The 15,410-nt window shown below is 71.4% G+C and carries 15 protein-coding genes; 5 read left to right on the top strand and 10 right to left on the bottom strand.

Annotation, left to right across the window (positions count from 1 at the left end):
• Nucleotides 1–74: 74 nt before the first annotated feature.
• From AB0C75_RS21800 to AB0C75_RS21790, 3 genes are read right to left on the bottom strand one after another with little or no spacing between them, the layout of a single operon-like run.
• Nucleotides 75–1,088 (bottom strand): FAD-dependent monooxygenase, encoded by a 1,014-nt coding sequence (locus tag AB0C75_RS21800; RefSeq protein ID WP_362893248.1) that lies wholly within the window; start codon nucleotides 1,086–1,088, stop codon nucleotides 75–77.
• The gene (locus AB0C75_RS21795; RefSeq protein WP_362893246.1) at nucleotides 1,085–1,612 is read right to left on the bottom strand and encodes an isoprenylcysteine carboxyl methyltransferase family protein; all 528 of its coding nucleotides are present in this window, start codon (nucleotides 1,610–1,612) and stop codon (nucleotides 1,085–1,087) included. Before AB0C75_RS21795 ends, AB0C75_RS21800 begins: the two co-directional genes overlap by 4 nt.
• A 13-nt stretch (nucleotides 1,613–1,625) precedes the next feature.
• The gene (locus AB0C75_RS21790) at nucleotides 1,626–2,684 is read right to left on the bottom strand and encodes a 3-oxoacyl-[acyl-carrier-protein] synthase III C-terminal domain-containing protein (RefSeq protein WP_362893244.1); all 1,059 of its coding nucleotides are present in this window, start codon (nucleotides 2,682–2,684) and stop codon (nucleotides 1,626–1,628) included.
• 120 nt (nucleotides 2,685–2,804) lie between these two features.
• Here AB0C75_RS21790 and AB0C75_RS21785 point away from each other — a divergent pair, with 120 nt between their 5' ends.
• Complete coding sequence (locus tag AB0C75_RS21785) at nucleotides 2,805–3,692, top strand: UbiA family prenyltransferase (protein WP_362893242.1); 888 nt, start codon at nucleotides 2,805–2,807, stop codon at nucleotides 3,690–3,692.
• 55 nt (nucleotides 3,693–3,747) lie between these two features.
• On the opposite strand, the gene AB0C75_RS21780 is transcribed toward AB0C75_RS21785, so the two are convergent.
• From AB0C75_RS21780 to AB0C75_RS21770, 3 genes are read right to left on the bottom strand one after another with little or no spacing between them, the layout of a single operon-like run.
• Nucleotides 3,748–4,647 carry a carbohydrate ABC transporter permease gene (locus AB0C75_RS21780; RefSeq protein WP_362893240.1) on the bottom strand — a complete coding sequence of 300 codons (900 nt, stop codon included), beginning with the start codon at nucleotides 4,645–4,647 and terminating at the stop codon, nucleotides 3,748–3,750.
• Entirely contained in the window at nucleotides 4,644–5,603 is a 960-nt protein-coding gene (locus tag AB0C75_RS21775) for a sugar ABC transporter permease (protein WP_362893238.1), read from the bottom strand. Before AB0C75_RS21775 ends, AB0C75_RS21780 begins: the two co-directional genes overlap by 4 nt.
• Nucleotides 5,600–6,940, bottom strand: coding sequence for an extracellular solute-binding protein (locus AB0C75_RS21770; protein ID WP_362893237.1), 1,341 nt, complete (start codon nucleotides 6,938–6,940; stop codon nucleotides 5,600–5,602). The genes AB0C75_RS21775 and AB0C75_RS21770 overlap by 4 nt, the downstream gene beginning before the upstream one ends.
• Before the next feature lie 349 nt (nucleotides 6,941–7,289).
• On the opposite strand from AB0C75_RS21770, the gene AB0C75_RS21765 reads away from it, so the two are divergent.
• A complete protein-coding gene (locus AB0C75_RS21765) occupies nucleotides 7,290–8,204 on the top strand; it encodes a diiron oxygenase (RefSeq protein WP_362893235.1) in 915 nt (304 codons plus the stop codon).
• Nucleotides 8,205–8,213: 9 nt separating this feature from the next.
• A complete protein-coding gene (locus AB0C75_RS21760) occupies nucleotides 8,214–9,884 on the top strand; it encodes an FAD-dependent oxidoreductase (RefSeq protein WP_362893233.1) in 1,671 nt (556 codons plus the stop codon).
• Between the two features lie 69 nt (nucleotides 9,885–9,953).
• On the opposite strand, the gene AB0C75_RS21755 is transcribed toward AB0C75_RS21760, so the two are convergent.
• Nucleotides 9,954–11,312, bottom strand: coding sequence for a SidA/IucD/PvdA family monooxygenase (locus AB0C75_RS21755; RefSeq protein ID WP_362893231.1), 1,359 nt, complete (start codon nucleotides 11,310–11,312; stop codon nucleotides 9,954–9,956).
• 247 nt (nucleotides 11,313–11,559) lie between these two features.
• Between AB0C75_RS21755 and AB0C75_RS21750 the strand changes: the two genes are divergently transcribed.
• Together AB0C75_RS21750 and AB0C75_RS21745 are read left to right on the top strand one after the other, a co-directional pair.
• On the top strand, nucleotides 11,560–12,507 hold the full coding sequence (locus AB0C75_RS21750; RefSeq protein WP_362893229.1) for a methionyl-tRNA formyltransferase: 948 nt from the start codon (nucleotides 11,560–11,562) through the stop codon (nucleotides 12,505–12,507).
• 41 nt (nucleotides 12,508–12,548) lie between these two features.
• Nucleotides 12,549–13,064 carry a MarR family transcriptional regulator gene (locus AB0C75_RS21745; RefSeq protein ID WP_362893227.1) on the top strand — a complete coding sequence of 172 codons (516 nt, stop codon included), beginning with the start codon at nucleotides 12,549–12,551 and terminating at the stop codon, nucleotides 13,062–13,064.
• A 73-nt stretch (nucleotides 13,065–13,137) separates the two neighbouring features.
• Here AB0C75_RS21745 and AB0C75_RS21740 read toward each other — a convergent pair whose 3' ends face one another.
• From AB0C75_RS21740 to AB0C75_RS21730, 3 genes are all read right to left on the bottom strand, one after another.
• Nucleotides 13,138–14,154, bottom strand: a complete 1,017-nt coding sequence (locus AB0C75_RS21740; RefSeq protein ID WP_362893225.1) for an aromatic ring-hydroxylating dioxygenase subunit alpha — start codon at nucleotides 14,152–14,154, stop codon at nucleotides 13,138–13,140.
• A gap of 3 nt (nucleotides 14,155–14,157) precedes the next feature.
• Nucleotides 14,158–14,382: a recombinase-like helix-turn-helix domain-containing protein gene (locus tag AB0C75_RS21735; protein ID WP_362893223.1), complete on the bottom strand. Its 225-nt coding sequence runs from the start codon at nucleotides 14,380–14,382 to the stop codon at nucleotides 14,158–14,160.
• Between the two features lie 71 nt (nucleotides 14,383–14,453).
• Nucleotides 14,454–15,389, bottom strand: coding sequence for a PDR/VanB family oxidoreductase (locus AB0C75_RS21730; protein ID WP_362893221.1), 936 nt, complete (start codon nucleotides 15,387–15,389; stop codon nucleotides 14,454–14,456).
• Nucleotides 15,390–15,410 lie beyond the last annotated feature (21 nt).

Raw genomic sequence — 15,410 nt, 5'->3', positions numbered from 1 at the left:
CCCCCTTTCTACACGGATTCCCGCTCCCTCGCCGCCCCGCCCTTCTCGCGGGCACGGGATCCGGCGAGGGCGGACTACTGCAGGGCGCGGACCGCCGCGGTGAACAGAGGGGGCAGCCGCTGGGCCGCGGGCACGATCAGCCCGGCGGTCCAGGGGTGTCCCGCGGCGCCCAGCAGCGCTCCGGTGAGCAGGCGGTGGCGCCGCGTCAGCCGTGCCCACTGTGCGGGGTAGGCCTCGGGCCGTCCCGCGACGAGGCAGTCGACCGCGGCCGACGCGGTCGCCGCCGCCAGGGCGATGCCCTCGCCGGTGAGCGCGTCGACGTAGCCGGCCGCGTCACCGGCCAGCAGGACCCGCCCGGCTCGCGGTGCGCTCGCGGTCCTGCGCAGCGGGCCCGCGCCGCGTACGGGGCCCGCCGTCAGGCCGCCGAGCCTGTGGGCCAGCGCGGGGAAGGCGGAGAGGTGCTCCTCATGGGGCCGGCGGTGGCGGCTGAGCACGGCGACACCCACCAGGCACTCCCCCACCGGGGTCACGTACGCCTCGCCGTGGCGTGACCAGTGGACCTCCACCAGGTCCGTCCAGGGGGCGGTGCTGTAGTGCCGGCGCAGCCCGTACCTGCGGGGTGCCGAGCTGGGGCGTTCCAGGCCGAGCGCGCGGCGCAGCGGGGAGTGCAGGCCGTCGGCCGCGATCAGCCAGCGCGCCGTGAGACCCGCCGCCGTGACGCTGTCCGCCCCCTGGTGCACCCGCGTAACCCGGCCCGTCACGACGCGCACCCCGAGCTCCTGGGCACGCCGGTGCAGGGCGGCGTGCAGTTCGGTCCGCCGGACGCCGAGCCCGGGGGCGCCCCGGAAGGCGGCCTCCGCGTGCCGGGGGCCTTCGACGTACCGGATCCCCCGGAGTTCACGGCCGGCCGGAGTGACACCCAGCGCGCGCAGGGCCGCCACTCCGCTGGGCATGATGCCCTCGCCGCAGGCCTTGTCCACGGGCGTGGGGCGCGGCTCGACCACGACGGCCTCCAGTCCGGCCGAAGCGGCCCGGATCGCCGCCGCCAGGCCGGCCGGTCCACCGCCCGCCACCAGGATGTCGATCACGTGCGCGCGTCCGCTCCGGCGAGGCGGGCCAGGGCGCTGTCCTCGCACGGGATGCGTACGGTCATGAGCGCCGCGTTGAACACGGTGAACAGCACGGCGGTCACCCAGGCGCCGTGGACCAGCGGCAGGGCGGCCCCTTCTGCGGCCACCGCGACGTAGTTCGGGTGGCGCAGCAGGCGGTAGGGCCCGCCGGTCACCGGGGGCAGGCCGGGGACGACGATGACCCGGGTGTTCCAGCGGTACCCCAGGGTGCGGACGCACCACCAGCGCAGTCCTTGTGCGGCGGCCACCACCGCCACCATGGCCCAGCCGGACCGGGGCGCGAAGGGCCGGCCGGCCAGCCACACCTCGGCGAGGCACGCGACGAGCAGCCCGGTGTGCAGTGCGACCATCACCGGGTAGTGCCCGCGGCCCGCCTCGGTGCCGCCCCGCGCGAGGCTCCACCGGGCGTTGCGCAGGGCCAGGACGAGCTCGGCCAGGCGTTCCGCGGCGACGGCGAGCACGAGGGCCGTGTACCAGATCATGTGTTCCTCCGGACTACCAGCGCAGCAGCACCAGTTCGCAGCAGAAGCCCGGTCCCATGGCCAACAGCAGACCGGGGGTTCCCGGCTCGGGCCTCGGCTGCTCCATCGTGTCCCGCAGGACGTGCAGGACCGAGGACGAGGACAGGTTGCCGACCTCGGCGAGCGAGCGCCAGGTGACGTCAAGGGCTCCTTCGGGCAGGGACAGGACATCACTGACGGCTTCCAGGACCTTGGGCCCGCCGGGGTGGCTCACCCAGCGGGCGATGTCCTTGGGTTTCAGCCCGTGTTCCGCCAGGAAGCCGCCGACGTCCTCGGCGAGATAGCGGCGTACGACGTCGGGGACGGCCGGGTCGAGGACCACGGTGAAGCCGGAGCCCCTGATGTCCCAGCCCATGACATGTCCGGTGTCCGGGTACAGCCGGCTGCGGGTGTCCACCACCTCGGGCCCTTCCGCCGGTGCCGGGTGGTCGCCGCCGACGAGTACGGCGGCTGCCGCGCCGTCGCCGAACAGCGCGGTGGCTACCAGGTTGGCGGCGCTGGCGTCGTCGCGCTGGAAGGTCAGGGAGCAGAGCTCGACCGAGAGCAGCACGGCCACCTGTCCCGGCCTGCCGAGCAGATAGTCGTGGAGCCGCGCCACCCCGGCGGCCCCGGCGACGCAGCCGAGGCCGAAGACCGGGAGCCGTTTCACGTCGGGGCGCAGGCCGAGACGCCCGACCAGCCGCGCGTCGATGGAGGGGGCGGCGATCCCCGTGACCGAGGTGAACATCAGCAGGTCCACGTCCTCGGGGCGCAGCCCGGCCTTGCGCAGGGCGCCGCGGACGGCTTCGGCGCCGAGGCCGACGGCCGAGTCGATGAACACGTCGTTCGCCGCGCCGAAGTCGTCCAGTTCGCCGTAGCGTTCCAGGGGCAGCACCATGTGCCGGGTGCGCACGCCCGCGTTCGCGTGGATCCGGTCCAGCACACGGCGGTCGGCCCCGGCCGGCAGGCAGGTGTGCGCCACCATGTCGGTGACGTCGTGCTGGGTGTGGCGGTGTGGCGGCAGGACACCGTGCACAGCCGCGATCCGGGTCACCCTGGCCACCGCTTCGGAGAGGTCATGCCCCCCATCCTGCCCACAGAGTACGGCGAATCACCGCAGATACGACACGCGGCTTCTGTGTTCCCTCACCCCGGATGTCCCTACGATCGCCTCGTGGACACCACGGACCGGCCGCCCGCGTACGCCCCCGCCGCGCGGTTGTGCCGCGCGTCGGCGGGGCTCGCACTGTCCTGCCATCCGGGCCCGGTCGTGGCGGTGACCGGGCTCGTCACCGCACTGGCCGTCAGCTCGGGGCCGGGGGCGGGCCGTTGGATGCTGATCGGCGCCGCCGTGTTCACCGGTCAGCTCTCCGTCGGCTGGTGCAACGACGCCTTCGACGCCCGCCGTGACACCGGGGCCGGGCGTCGGGGAAAGCCCCTGACCCGGGGGGCGGTGGGCCTGCGCACGGTGTGGGGCGCGGCGTTCACCTCGCTCGCCCTGTGCGCGGTGCTGTCGTCGGCGTGCGGTGCGGCGGCGGGTGCGGCGCATCTGACGGGGGTCGCGGCGGCATGGGCGTACAACCTGAGGCTGAAGGAGACCGTGGTGTCCTGGCTGCCGTACGCGATCGGCTTCGGCAGCCTTCCCTGTCTGGTCGCCCTGAGCCTGCCGGGAAGCCCCTGGCCCGCGTGGTGGGCGGTGGCTGCGGGTGCGCTGCTGGGGGTCGCTGCCCATCTGGGCGACGTGGTGGCGGACATCGAGGAGGATCTGCGGGCGGGGGTGCGTGGGCTGCCCCAGCGGCTGGGGCCTGCCCGCACCAGGCTGCTGCTGCCCTTCCCGTTGGTGGCGGCCACCGCGGTGCTGGTCCTGGGGCCCACGGGGACGCCCGGTGGACGGGGGGTCGCGGTCCTCTCCGGGGTGGCTCTCTGCGCCGTGGCCGCGGCGACGGCGTGCGCCGGTCCACGGCCGGTCAGGACCTGGCGCAAGGCGGCGCTCGCGGGGACGGTGGCGGTGGCTGCGGCGGATGTGGCGCTGCTGCTGGCGCGGGGCACGGAGATCGCCTGACGGCCCGTACGGATGGGCGCGTCGCCCGTACGGGCCGTCCGGTGTGCCGTGGCCGCTACTGGCCGGCGAGACCGGTGTGCGCGATGCCGCGCACGATCTGCCGCTGGAAGAACGCGAAGACGATCAGGAGCGGTGTGCCGGCGATCACGAGCGAGGCCATGATCTGGGCGTACCGCACCCCGAAGGTCGACTGGACGCTGACGAGGCCGACGGGCAGGGTCATACCGCCCGGGTCGGTGGTCACGAGGAACGGCCACAGGAAGTTGTTCCACGTCGAGATGAAGGTGAAGATCGCCACGGCCGCCAGCACGGGCCTGGACAGCGGTATGACGATCGTCCAGAACACCCGCCAGCGGCCGGCGCCGTCGACGAAGGCCGCCTCCTCCAGTTCCCGCGGTACGCCTTCGAAGAACTTGACCAGGATGAACACCATGGCGGGCACGGCGACCTGGGGCAGGATCACGCCCCAGTAGGTGTCGACCAGGCCGAGCTGGACCATCTCGCGGAACAGGGGCGCGATGAGCACCTGCGGTGGCACCATGATCCCGGCGAGCACCAGACCGTGGAGCAGCCGCCGGCCGCGGAAGTCGGTGCGGGTGAATCCGTACGCGGCCATCGCGCACGTCACGACGGTCAGCAGGGTGGTCATGACGGAGATGTACGCCGAGTTCATGAGCCAGACCATCAGGTCGCCCGACTCCCAGACCTTGCTGTACGCGTCGAAGGTGACGCGTGAGCCGATCCAGGAGAGCGGCGTCCTCGTCGTGTCGCCCTCCGGCTTCAGGGAGGTGGCGACGGCCCAGCCGAGCGGCAGGAGCCAGGCCGCGGTGAGGAGCAGGGCGATGACGAGCAGGGCGATCCTGCCGGGCGTCCAGCGCGGCCGGCGGCCCCCGGTGTCCGCGGCCCGCTCGGGCGGTGCGGCGGGGCTGGTGGTGACGGTGGCGGAACCGCTCACTTCGCGGCCTCCTCAGCTCGGCGCCGGGACAGCAGCGGCTGCACCAGGGAGACGGTCAGGATCAGGGCGAAGAAGATGTACGAGACGGCCGATGCGTAGCCGATGCGGTACCCGGTGAAGCCCTGCTGGTAGACGTACTGGAGGATCGGCCGGGTGGATTCGTCGGGGCCACCGCCGGTCATGATGTACACCTGGTCGAAGATCTTCAGCGAGGCCAGCACCTGGAGGACCACGACCAGTCCTGTGGTGCGGCGGAGCATCGGCAGGGTGATGTGCAGGAGCCGCTTCCCCGCGCCGGCGCCGTCGAGTTCGGCGGCCTCGTACAGATGCGCCGGGACGGCCTGGAGGGCGGCCAGGTACAGCAGGAAGTTGAAGCCGACCGTCCACCAGACGGTGGTCGCCACAATGCTGAGCATGGCGTACCGCTCGTCGGTCAGCCAGCCGATCTCCGGCGTCAGCCCGACGGTGGCGAGCATCTGGTCGGCGAGGCCGAAGCCGGACGGCAGGATCATGTTCATGAACAGCAGGCAGACGACCCCGGACGGCAGCAGGAAGGGCGCGAACCAGCTGAGCCGCCACAGCCACTGCACCACCCGCAACTGGTGGGCGAGCAGTGCCAGCACGAGGCCGACCACGACGAGCGGGACGGTGGACAGGACCGTGAACCAGACGGTGTTCCACAGCGAGGACCACACGGCGGGGTCGCGCACCGCTTCGGCGTAGTTGTCGAGGCCGGTGAACTCGCCTCCGGTGCCGGTGATGTTCTCGCTGGTGAGGCTCATGCCCAGGCCGGATATCAGCGGCCAGATCAGGAATCCGGCGTACACGAGGAGGAAGGGGGCGATGAACACCAGGCCGTGTTCGGTCCACTTCCTGCGCACGGTCCGGGACGGACGCCCGGCCGCCCCCCGGTCGGGCTTCGCCACGGGTGGCGGCGGCGCGGTGGTGGAGGTCATGTCGCGGCTCCCGGGAGGGGGTTGCGGGTGTCGAGGAGTTCCCGCAGCCGCGCCCTGGCCTCGGTCACGGCGTTGCGCGGGCTCCGGGAGCCGGTGAGGACCCCGGAGAACACCGCGCCGAGCTCGATCCACAGCCGGGAGGCGGAGCCCGCGAACCACGCGGGCTCGTCGAGCGCCACGTCCTCGATCACGGTGCGGTATTCGGACTGCGGTTCCAGCGCGAGGTAGGCCGGGTCGTCGAGCACCGGCAGATAGGCGGGCACATGGCCGCCCTCGGCCCAGGCCACCGAGTGCTTCAGCATCCAGGCGACGAGGGTGTGGGCCGCCTCGTCGGGGGCGCCGCCGCGGTCCTTCTGGTGCGGCAGGACGAAGGCGTGGCAGTCGGCCTGGGTGGCCGCGGTCCCGAAGAGCGCGGGTATGCGGGCCATGGAGAACGGGAGCCCGGTGGCCCTGAAGGTGGAGATCTCCCATTCGCCGTTGAGGTGGAAGGCGGTCCTGCCCCCGTTGAAGACGCCGATGGATCCCGCGTAGTCGACGCGGCGCACCATCAGCCCTTCCTCGATCAGCCGCGCCAGGTACTCCAGGACCCGCAGCGCCTTGGCGTCGTCGAGTGCGAGACGTTTGCCGTCAGCCGAGAGGACCTTGCCGCCGGTCTGCGCGTAGAAGCTGGAGAACAGACGCCAGGGGGTGATGCAGTCGGGTCCGAGTGTCTCGGTCACCAGGCCGGGCTGCCCGGTCGCCTTCTTCGCGGCGCGCAGCGCGTCGGCGAACTCCTCCGCGCCGCTGATCGGCTTGAGCCGGCCACCCGACAGGAGTCCGGCCTTCTCGCAGACCTCGGTCTGGAAGTAGAGGACGAAGGGGTGGGTGTCGAGCGGGACGGCGTACTGCCGGCCGCCCACCCGGCCACGACGCCAGATGTCCGGCGGGAAGTCCTCCTCCCGTACGCCGTGTTCGGCCAGCAGGTCGAGGTCGAACGGATCGAGGAGCCTGCCGGGGGCGAAGCCCGCGAGCCGGGCCAGATGCAGGGCGGCGAGTTCGGGGGCCCGTCCGCCGGCGCCGGCCATGCCGAGCTTGGTGTAGTACGGGGCGCCCCATTGCAGCGTCGAGGCCTCCAGCGCGATCTCCGGGTGCCCGGCCCGGAAGTCGTCCAGCATTCCCCGCATGTTGACGCCGTCGCCGCCACCGAACAGGTGCCAGTACCGCAGCAGCGTCTGTCCCGGCCCGGCGGCGGTGGCGGGCGCGGCGCAGCCGGACAGGGAGCCCAGCGCTCCGGCGGCTGCGAGGGCGCCGGCGCCGCCCGCGAGGGCTCGGCGCCGACTGAGGAGAGGTGGTCGCATGGCGGCTCGTCTCGGCTCGTCATTGAGGTGCGGGGACGCGCGAAGGGAGGGCGGTGCGTTCGAGATCTCGACGACTGCCCGCTACTTCGGACGGGACCGTAGGCCCGGGACATGGCGGCGTCAATGGCTCTCGCTGAAATCGCGAACGATGTTCGACATGACGAACACGGCGGTGCGCGCGGGGAGATGTCGCAAGGATGCCCGCACATTTCCTACCGGGGGGTAGGCCCGCGCGGCCTCCTTGCTATACCTTCCGTCTAACAAGCGGGACGACGGGACATGACACCTCGTCACCGACATTTCAGGCGAGCGCACCAGGGACCTCACTGACGAACCGAGGAGCCGCACCATGGCAAGCAGCACCGTTCGACCGAATGCCGAGGACGGGCCGCCCGAGGACCACCTCACCCGGCGCCTGCTCGAATCGGCGGCCACACTGGCGTACGACCCCGCCACGGAGGTCGACTGGGACACCCCTCTGGACAAGGACTTCCACGGCGCCAGCCCGGAGTGGAGCACCCTGTACGGCACCGCGTACTGGGGCGAGCTGAGCGAGCAGCAACGCAAGGAACTCACGCGCCAGGAGGCCGCTTCGGTGGCCAGCACGGGCATCTGGTTCGAGATGATCCTCCAGCAGATGGTCCTGCGCGACGTCTACGCGAAGGACCCCACGAGCGCCGACGTGCAGTGGGCACTGACCGAGATAGCCGAGGAGTGCCGGCACTCGATCATGTTCGCCCGGGGAGCACAGAAGCTGGGCGCCCCGCCCTACCGCCCGCACCGGCTCGCGGTGGAGCTGGGGCGGGCCTTCAAGACACTCGCGTTCGGCGAGGCGGCGTACGCGGCGATCCTCGTCGCCGAGGAGGTCCTCGACGTCATGCAGCGCGACTGGATGCGGGACGAGCGGGTCGTGCCCTTCGTCCGCACCATCAACAACATCCATGTCGTCGAGGAGTCCCGGCACATGAAGTTCGCCCGCGCGGAGACCCGCAGGCACCTGAGCGGTGCGGGTCCGGTGCGGCGGCGGATCAACGCGCTGGTCATCGCCATCGCGTCGTACGTGATCGTCACCAGCATGGTGAACAAGGACGTCTACGCCAACGCCGGACTCGACGCGGAGCGCGCCATCGCCGAGGCGAAGGCGAACGAGCACCACAAGTCGATGATGCGTTCCAGCTGTTCGGGCCTCATGGAATTCCTGGCCTCGGCCCGCCTGCTCACCAGGCCCGCCCTGGCGTTCTACAAGCGTGCCCATCTGATCTGAGCGGACGACATGACCTACGCCATCACCCAGACGTGCTGCGGCGATGCCACCTGCATCTCGGTGTGCCCCGTCAACTGCATCCACCCGACGCCGGACGAACCCGACTTCGGACGGACGGAGATGCTGTACATCGACCCGAAGTCCTGCATCGACTGCGGGGCCTGCGCCGACGCCTGCCCGGTGGACGCGGTCTTCCCGGTGGACAGCCTCCCCGCCCCGCAGCGGGAGTACGGCCCGCTCAACGCCGCGTACTTCGCGGACCGGGGGCCCGGGCAGGAGCCCGAGGGGCCGAACTTCCACCAGTGGGGGGAGCCGTCCTTCGAGCGCAGTCTGCCCTCGGACTTCGCACCACTGCGGGTCGCGGTGGTGGGCACGGGACCCGCGGGGATGTACGCCGCGGAGGACCTGCTCCTGCACACCGGCGCGGAGGTGACGCTGATCGACCGGCTGCCCGTCGCGGGCGGGCTCATCCGCTACGGAGTGGCGCCCGACCATCTGTCGACGAAGAAGGCCGGCGACACCTTCGCCAGGTTCCACACCCATCCGCGGGTGCGCATGCATCTGGGCCTGGAGGTGGGCCGGGATGTGACCCCGCAGGAGCTCGCCGCGCATCACGACGCGGTGATCTACGCGGTGGGCGCACCGGCCGGCCGTCGGCTCGGAATTCCCGGCGAGGACCTGCCGGGCAGCCTCTGCGCGACGACGTTCGTCTCCTGGTACAACGCCCACCCGGAGGTCGCCCCTGACGCGGTGGACCTGTCCGGCGAGCGGGCCGTCGTGGTCGGCAACGGAAATGTGGCCCTCGACGCGGCGCGGATCCTGGTCTCGGACCCCGAGGCGCTGGCCGCGGGCGACATCGCCGGCCACGCGCTGGACGCCCTGCGCTCCGGCTCGGTGCGCGAGGTGGTGCTGCTGGGCCGGCGGGGGCCCGGGGACGCGGCGTACACCAGGTCGGAGCTGCTCGCGCTCAAGCACCTGCCCGGCGTGGAGCTGGTGGTCGACGTGCACGACCCGAGGACCGGTGCGGCGATCGACGCAGCGGAGCCGGGCGACAGGGCGGCGCTGCTGGCGGATGTCGTCCGCGAGGAGGTGGACTGGTCGCGCCCGCCGCCCGCGGGACGACGCATCGTGTTCCGCTTCCACTCCGCACCCGTCGAGGCGCGCGGCGAGACGCTCGATGTCGTCGGCGACGGTGGTGTCCGCGCCGTCCGGGTCACCGGCGGCGACGAGGGCACGGAGATCCCTGCCGGGCTGTTGCTGCCGGCCGTCGGTCAGCGCGGGCTGCCTATCGGCGGGCTGCCGTTCGACGAGGCGACTGGCACCGTTCCCCACGAGGGCGGCCGGGTTGCGGGCCGACCGGGGACATATGTCGTGGGCTGGATCAAGCGCGGCCCCTCGGGCGGCATCGGGGCCAACCGGACCTGTGCCGCGGAGACCGTGGGCACCCTGCTGGACGACGCCGTCGCCGGGGCGCTGCCCACGCCGGAGCACGGGGTGAAGGCGTTCGCACGCCTCGTGCGGCGCCGTAACCGGCGGGTCGTGGACGCCCGCGGCCTGGCGGGGATCGAGCGTGCGGAGCTGGCCAGGGGGCGCCGGGAGGGCCGGCCCCGGGTCAAGCTGGCCACGCTGCCCGAGCTGGTGGCGGCGGCCAGGAGCGGACGTCGGCGGATCTCCGGCTGACCGCGTCCGACGCTCAGCGGTGACACCCGGCCGACGGACCGGGTGCCACCGCTGAGCGGGTCCGGCGGGTCAGCGGGGGGCGCCGACCCCGTCAACGGTGTCGTGCGGCCGGCTCAACGCCTCTTTCTGCCCGCGTTCCACGACCGATTCGAGGATCTCCCCGACCCTGATCGCGGTGTTCGACAGCAGGGACGACGTGATGCCGTGGGTGTGCTCCGTGCCACCCTGCAGATAGATGCCGCACCGGAGCGCGGGGTCGGCCGCCACACGGTAGTCGCGCTCGACGCGGACCCGCCCCTGGTCGTCACGTTGGCAGTGCTCGGCGACGTCGCCGAGCAGACCGAGGGCGTCGGCGGGCAGATAGCCGGTGGCGTAGACGACCACGTCGGCGTCCAGCGTCGTCCGTTCACCTGTGACCAGTGACTCGACGGTGGTGCGGACCGTGTCCGGCGTCTCGACCGCGTCGGTCACCCTGGAGACGTTGAGGAACCGCAGCCGCTCGGCCCCCAGGACCTTCTCCTGGTACGCCGTGCGATAGAGGTCGTCGATGAGATCGATGTCCACCACGGCGTAGTTGGTGTTGCCGTGATAGTCCATCAGCCGCCGTTTGGTCTCGTCGGGAGCCGTGAAGTACGCGTCGACCGCGTCCGGGTCGAAGATCCGGTTCGCGAAACCGCTGTCGTCGGCGGGGCTGTAGCCGTAGCGGGAGAAGACCGCGCAGACCTCGGCGTCCGGGAAGCGACGGTGCAGGTACGCCACGTTCTCGGCGGCGCTCTGTCCGGCCCCGACCACGACGAAGCGGGTGGGCTTCGGCTGGGCGCTCTCCAGGTCGTCCACCCGGGCCAGCAGGTCGGAGGTGTGCCAGATCCGGTCCGAACGCTTGACGTCCTCGGGCATCTGCGGCCGAAGACCGGTACCGATCACGAGGTTGCGCGCCCGGTGGACCACCACGTCCGAGCCCGAACGGGACGTCACGTCCACGTACTCCACGACACCGTCGACCTCGACGGGACGGACGTCGATGACCTCGTGCCCGTAGGACACCATGTCGTCGACCTGGGCGGCGGCCCACTCGAAGTAGGCGTGGAACTCGACCCGCAGCGGGAAGAGGCTCTTGCCGTTCACGAAGTCGATCAGGCGCCCCTGGCTCTGCAGATAACAGAGGAAGCTGAATTCACTCGACGGGTTGCGCAGCGTCACCAGGTCCTTCAGGAAGGACACCTGCATCGTGGCGTCGTCGATCAGCATCCCGCGATGCCAGCCGAAGCGCGGCTGACTCTCGAAGAAGTGAGCGGTGACGGCCTGCTGCCTGCCGACGCGCGAGTTGCGCTCGGTGAGCGCGATCGCCATGGCCACGTTGGACGGCCCGAAGCCGATTCCTATGAGGTCGTGCACCGGTGGCGCGTCGTCGGGTGAAGCCTGTGACATGTCACTCCCAATCGTGCGGGACAGCCGCTTGGCGGACGTGGGGGAAAAGCGGAACAGAACACACCGGCTGAGCGGCAGCCGAGGCGGAACTTAGGTAAAGCTAACCTCATCTTCGCGCGCTGTCGACAGGGCAAATCGGACAGGCAGGGGGTCGGACGGCATCAACTCGCCTTGCGATGACAGGCATTGCACACTTAGGTTAGGCTTGCTTAACTAAGCATCTTGTTGTCGTTCCGAGGAGGAACTCGTGCGGGTCGTCATGTTCGGCTATCAGACGTGGGGGCACCGGACCCTGCGTGCTCTTCTGGACTCCGACCACGAGGTGGTGGCGGTCGTGACACACCCCAGGAGCGAACACGCGTACGAGAAGATCTGGAGCGACTCGGTCGCCGACCTCGCCGAGGAGAACGGCGTGCCCGTCCTGATCCGCAACCGGCCCGACGACGAGGAGCTGTTCGCCCGTCTCAAGGAGGCGGAACCGGACATCATCGTGGCCAACAACTGGCGTACGTGGATCCCCCCGCACATCTACGGGCTCCCGCCGCACGGCACGCTGAACGTGCACGATTCGCTGCTCCCGAAGTACGCCGGCTTCTCGCCGCTGATCTGGGCGCTGATCAACGGCGAGCGTGAGGTGGGCGTCACCGCGCACATGATGGACGCCGAACTCGACGCGGGCGACATCGTGGTGCAGCGCGCCGTGGAGGTCGGCCCCACCGACACGGCCACGGACCTGTTCCACAAGACCGTCGACCTCATCGCCCCGGTGACCACGGACGCGCTCGACCTCATCGCCTCCGGGCGCACGGACTTCACCCGGCAGGACCGCTCGCAGGCCACCTTCTTCCACAAGCGGGCCGACGAGGACATCCGCGTCGACTGGAACTGGCCGGCCGAGGACCTGGGGCGTCTCGTGCGCGCGCAGTCCGCCCCGTATCCCAGCGCGTTCACCTATCACAAGGGCAGGCGTCTGGAGATCGTGACGGCGGTCGTCTCGCAGGGCCGTTACGGCGGCACCCCGGGAAGGATCTTCTACCGTGAGGGCGAAGGCGTGGTGATCGTCGCCGGTGCGGACGCCAGGACCGGCCGCAACCACGGCCTGGCCATCACCCGGGTACGCACGGAGGACGGCCAGGAGCTGCCCGCCACCGAGTACTTCACCTCGATGGGCGGCTACCTCACCGGCCGGCCCTGACCTCCCGGTTCCTCCCGGCCGTCGCCACGTTAGGAAGAACCATGCAGCAGCCGAGCTCTCCGGGTGCGGAACCCGCCTCCCGCGCCGCGGGCATGCCGCCGTCGAGCGTGCTGGGCCTCAACGCCTATCTCATGTACGCGACGGGCAAGGCCGCACGGCGCAGGCTCACCGACACCCTGACGGCTCACGGGCTGCGGCTGTGGCACCTGACCATCCTGGCCATGCTGGACGAGGCCGGCCGGCTGTCCAAGGGCGATCTGGCCTCGCGTCTCGACATGAACCAGAGCGATCTGACCAGGACCGTCACCGACCTGGACACGGCCGGCTACGTCGTGTGCGCCCGCGACACCTCGGACCGCCGGCGCATCGAGGTCACCCTGACGCCGGCGGGCCGGTACGCGCTGGCGCGGCTCAACACGGAGGTGTCCGCCACCGAGGCGGACCTCCTCACCCCTCTGACCCACGAGGAGCGCGAGCTGTTCGCCGCCCTTCTGCGGCGTGTCCACAGCCATCTCGAACGGGACCGGGCGGTCAACGGCCCACTGCCGGCGCCGTGATCTCCGGCCGGGCCGTCCGGCCTTCGACGCCCCGGGACCGCTCCCCTGGTGAGCGCCCCCGGTGGTGGGCCGCTCAGGCGCCCGCCGCCGACTGGGCCTCGGCCGCCGCGCGGTAGAGCCGGCGCAGCCGCACCACGCCGAGGTCGTGCTGGTAGAGGTTCTCCCGCTGGTCGGCGTCGCCCGGCATGGCCTCCAGCATGACGCGGTCCTGTTCCAGGACGTCCCAGTGGCGCTGCTCGATCAGCGTCCGGTAGAGGAAGCGCCAGGACGCGCGCTGCCAGTCCTCGACCCGGCGGTAGCGCCAGAAGAAGACGCCGCTGCGCCGCTCGTCGACCGGGCAGACCATGCCGACGATGCCGAAGGGGCCGCCGGGGCCGGCCGACGGCGGGTACGGGATCGAGAGGTCGACCCAGTCCACCCCGGTGCGGCACAGCTCCACCCAGTCGAAGTTGACGCCGCGCTGGTCGGTCTTCTCGAAGAAGTAGCCGCGGGCGGTCTCCCGGATGCGGAACTTCGCTGTCGTGTCGCCGTCGAACATGGTGTGCGAGTCGTGGTGCAGGAACGCGCCGTGCATGGGGTCGAGCAGGTTCTCCACCGCGTAACGCCAGGGCGCGTTCCATTCCGCGTAGCAGAGGAAGGCGTCCACGCCTGGCTCGGTCAGCGGCTCCGGCAGGGTGAGCTCGGCGGGCTCGGGATGCTCCTCGTCACCGAAGTAGGCGAGGATCGCGCCCGCGACCTCGCGTACCGGCAGGGAGGTCACCAGCTGTTTGCCCTCCAGGCTGCAGCCCGGCAGCCCGGGGACGGAGGAGACCGTGCCGTCGGACTCGACCTCGACCCCGTGGTACCAGCAGGCGACCCGGTCACCGAGGTGCTTGCCGAGGGACAGCGGGGCACCGCGGTGGGGGCAGCGGTCGGCGAGCATGGACAGGGCGCCGTCGGAGCGCCGGAACAGGAGCCACTGCTCGCCGAGCGCTGTCACCTTGCGCATGGCGCCAGGGGCGACCAGGTGCGAGGGGACGACCGGGTGCCACTGGTTGCGCAGACCGGTGGCGTAGATGTGGTCCGCGGTGGCGGAGGACGTCAGGGTCATGGGTCAGGCTCCCAGTCGGTTCATCTCGGCGCGGAAGGATTCCTCGGTCCACGGTGCGCCGTCGGCGGCGTGGACCTGGCGGGCGTTGAGCCCGCGCACGACGTCGGCGAGCTCGTGGCCCTCGCGGGTGAAGACCTCTTCGAGGGTGGCGGCGAGTTTGTACTCGTAGGGGGTGGGCTCGTGCGTACGGGACTGGTGGACGTCCAGGTACGGCCAGGTGTCGGTCATGGTGTCTCCTGAAAATGCGAGGGGAAGAGGGGAAAAGAGAAAGGGAGGGAATGAGAAGAGAGAGGAACGGGTCACAGGTCCAGGACGAGCCGGCCGGAGGCGCACCGCGAGACACAGATCATCATCGTGGCGCCCGAGGCCCTCTCGGCATCGCTGAGCAGGAAGTCGCGGTGGTCGGGGGTGCCTTCGAGCACCCGGGTCTCGCAGGAGCCGCAGATCCCGTCGCGGCACGAGTTGTCCACGGTGAGCCCGGCGCCCTCGGCGGCCTCCAGGACGGAGGTTCCGGCGCCGACGGAGAGCGTCAGTCCCGAGGTGCGGCACTCGACCTCGAACGCCTCGTCGTCGTCGGCGTTTTCCGCCGCGGGCGCGGCGAACCGCTCCAGGCGCAGCCGGTCGCCGGGGCAGCGCTGTTCGACGGCGGCGAGCAGCGGCTCGGGGCCGCAGCAGTACACCAGGGCTCCCTCGGGCAGCCCGGCGAGCACGGGATCCAGGTCGATGTGGCCGTGTTCGTCCTGAGGGACGAGCGTGACCTCACCGCCGAGCGCGTCGAGTTCGCCGGTGAAGGCCATGGAGGCCCGGCTCCTGCCGCCGTAGACCATCCGCCATCCGGCTCCACGGCGGGCCGCCTCGCGGGCCATGGCCAGCAGCGGTGTGATGCCGATGCCACCGGCGACGAACACGTACGACTCGACGTCCTCCAGCGCGAAGTGGTTGCGCGGCTCGGACACCGTGATCTGCTGGCCCGGTCGCAGCCGGGTGTGCACGAAGCGTGAACCGCCGCGTGAGGCGGGCTCGTCGAGTACGCCGATGCGGTAGACGTCCGGGGTGTGCGGGTCGCCGCACAGGCTGTACTGGCGGACCTGGCCGCCGACGTGGACATCGAGGTGCGCGCCGGGTGTCCAGGCGGGCAGCGGTTTGCCGTCGGGGTGGGTCAGCTCGACGGACAGGACGCCCTCGGCCTCCCAGGTCATACGGCGGACGGTCAGCCGCAGCGATTCCTCGGTCATGGTCTGGTGCCTCCTTACCGG

Source organism: Streptomyces sp. NPDC048565 (assembly GCF_040650935.1).
Classification (GTDB): domain Bacteria; phylum Actinomycetota; class Actinomycetes; order Streptomycetales; family Streptomycetaceae; genus Streptomyces.
This window is presented reverse-complemented; position numbering and strand designations above follow the sequence as displayed.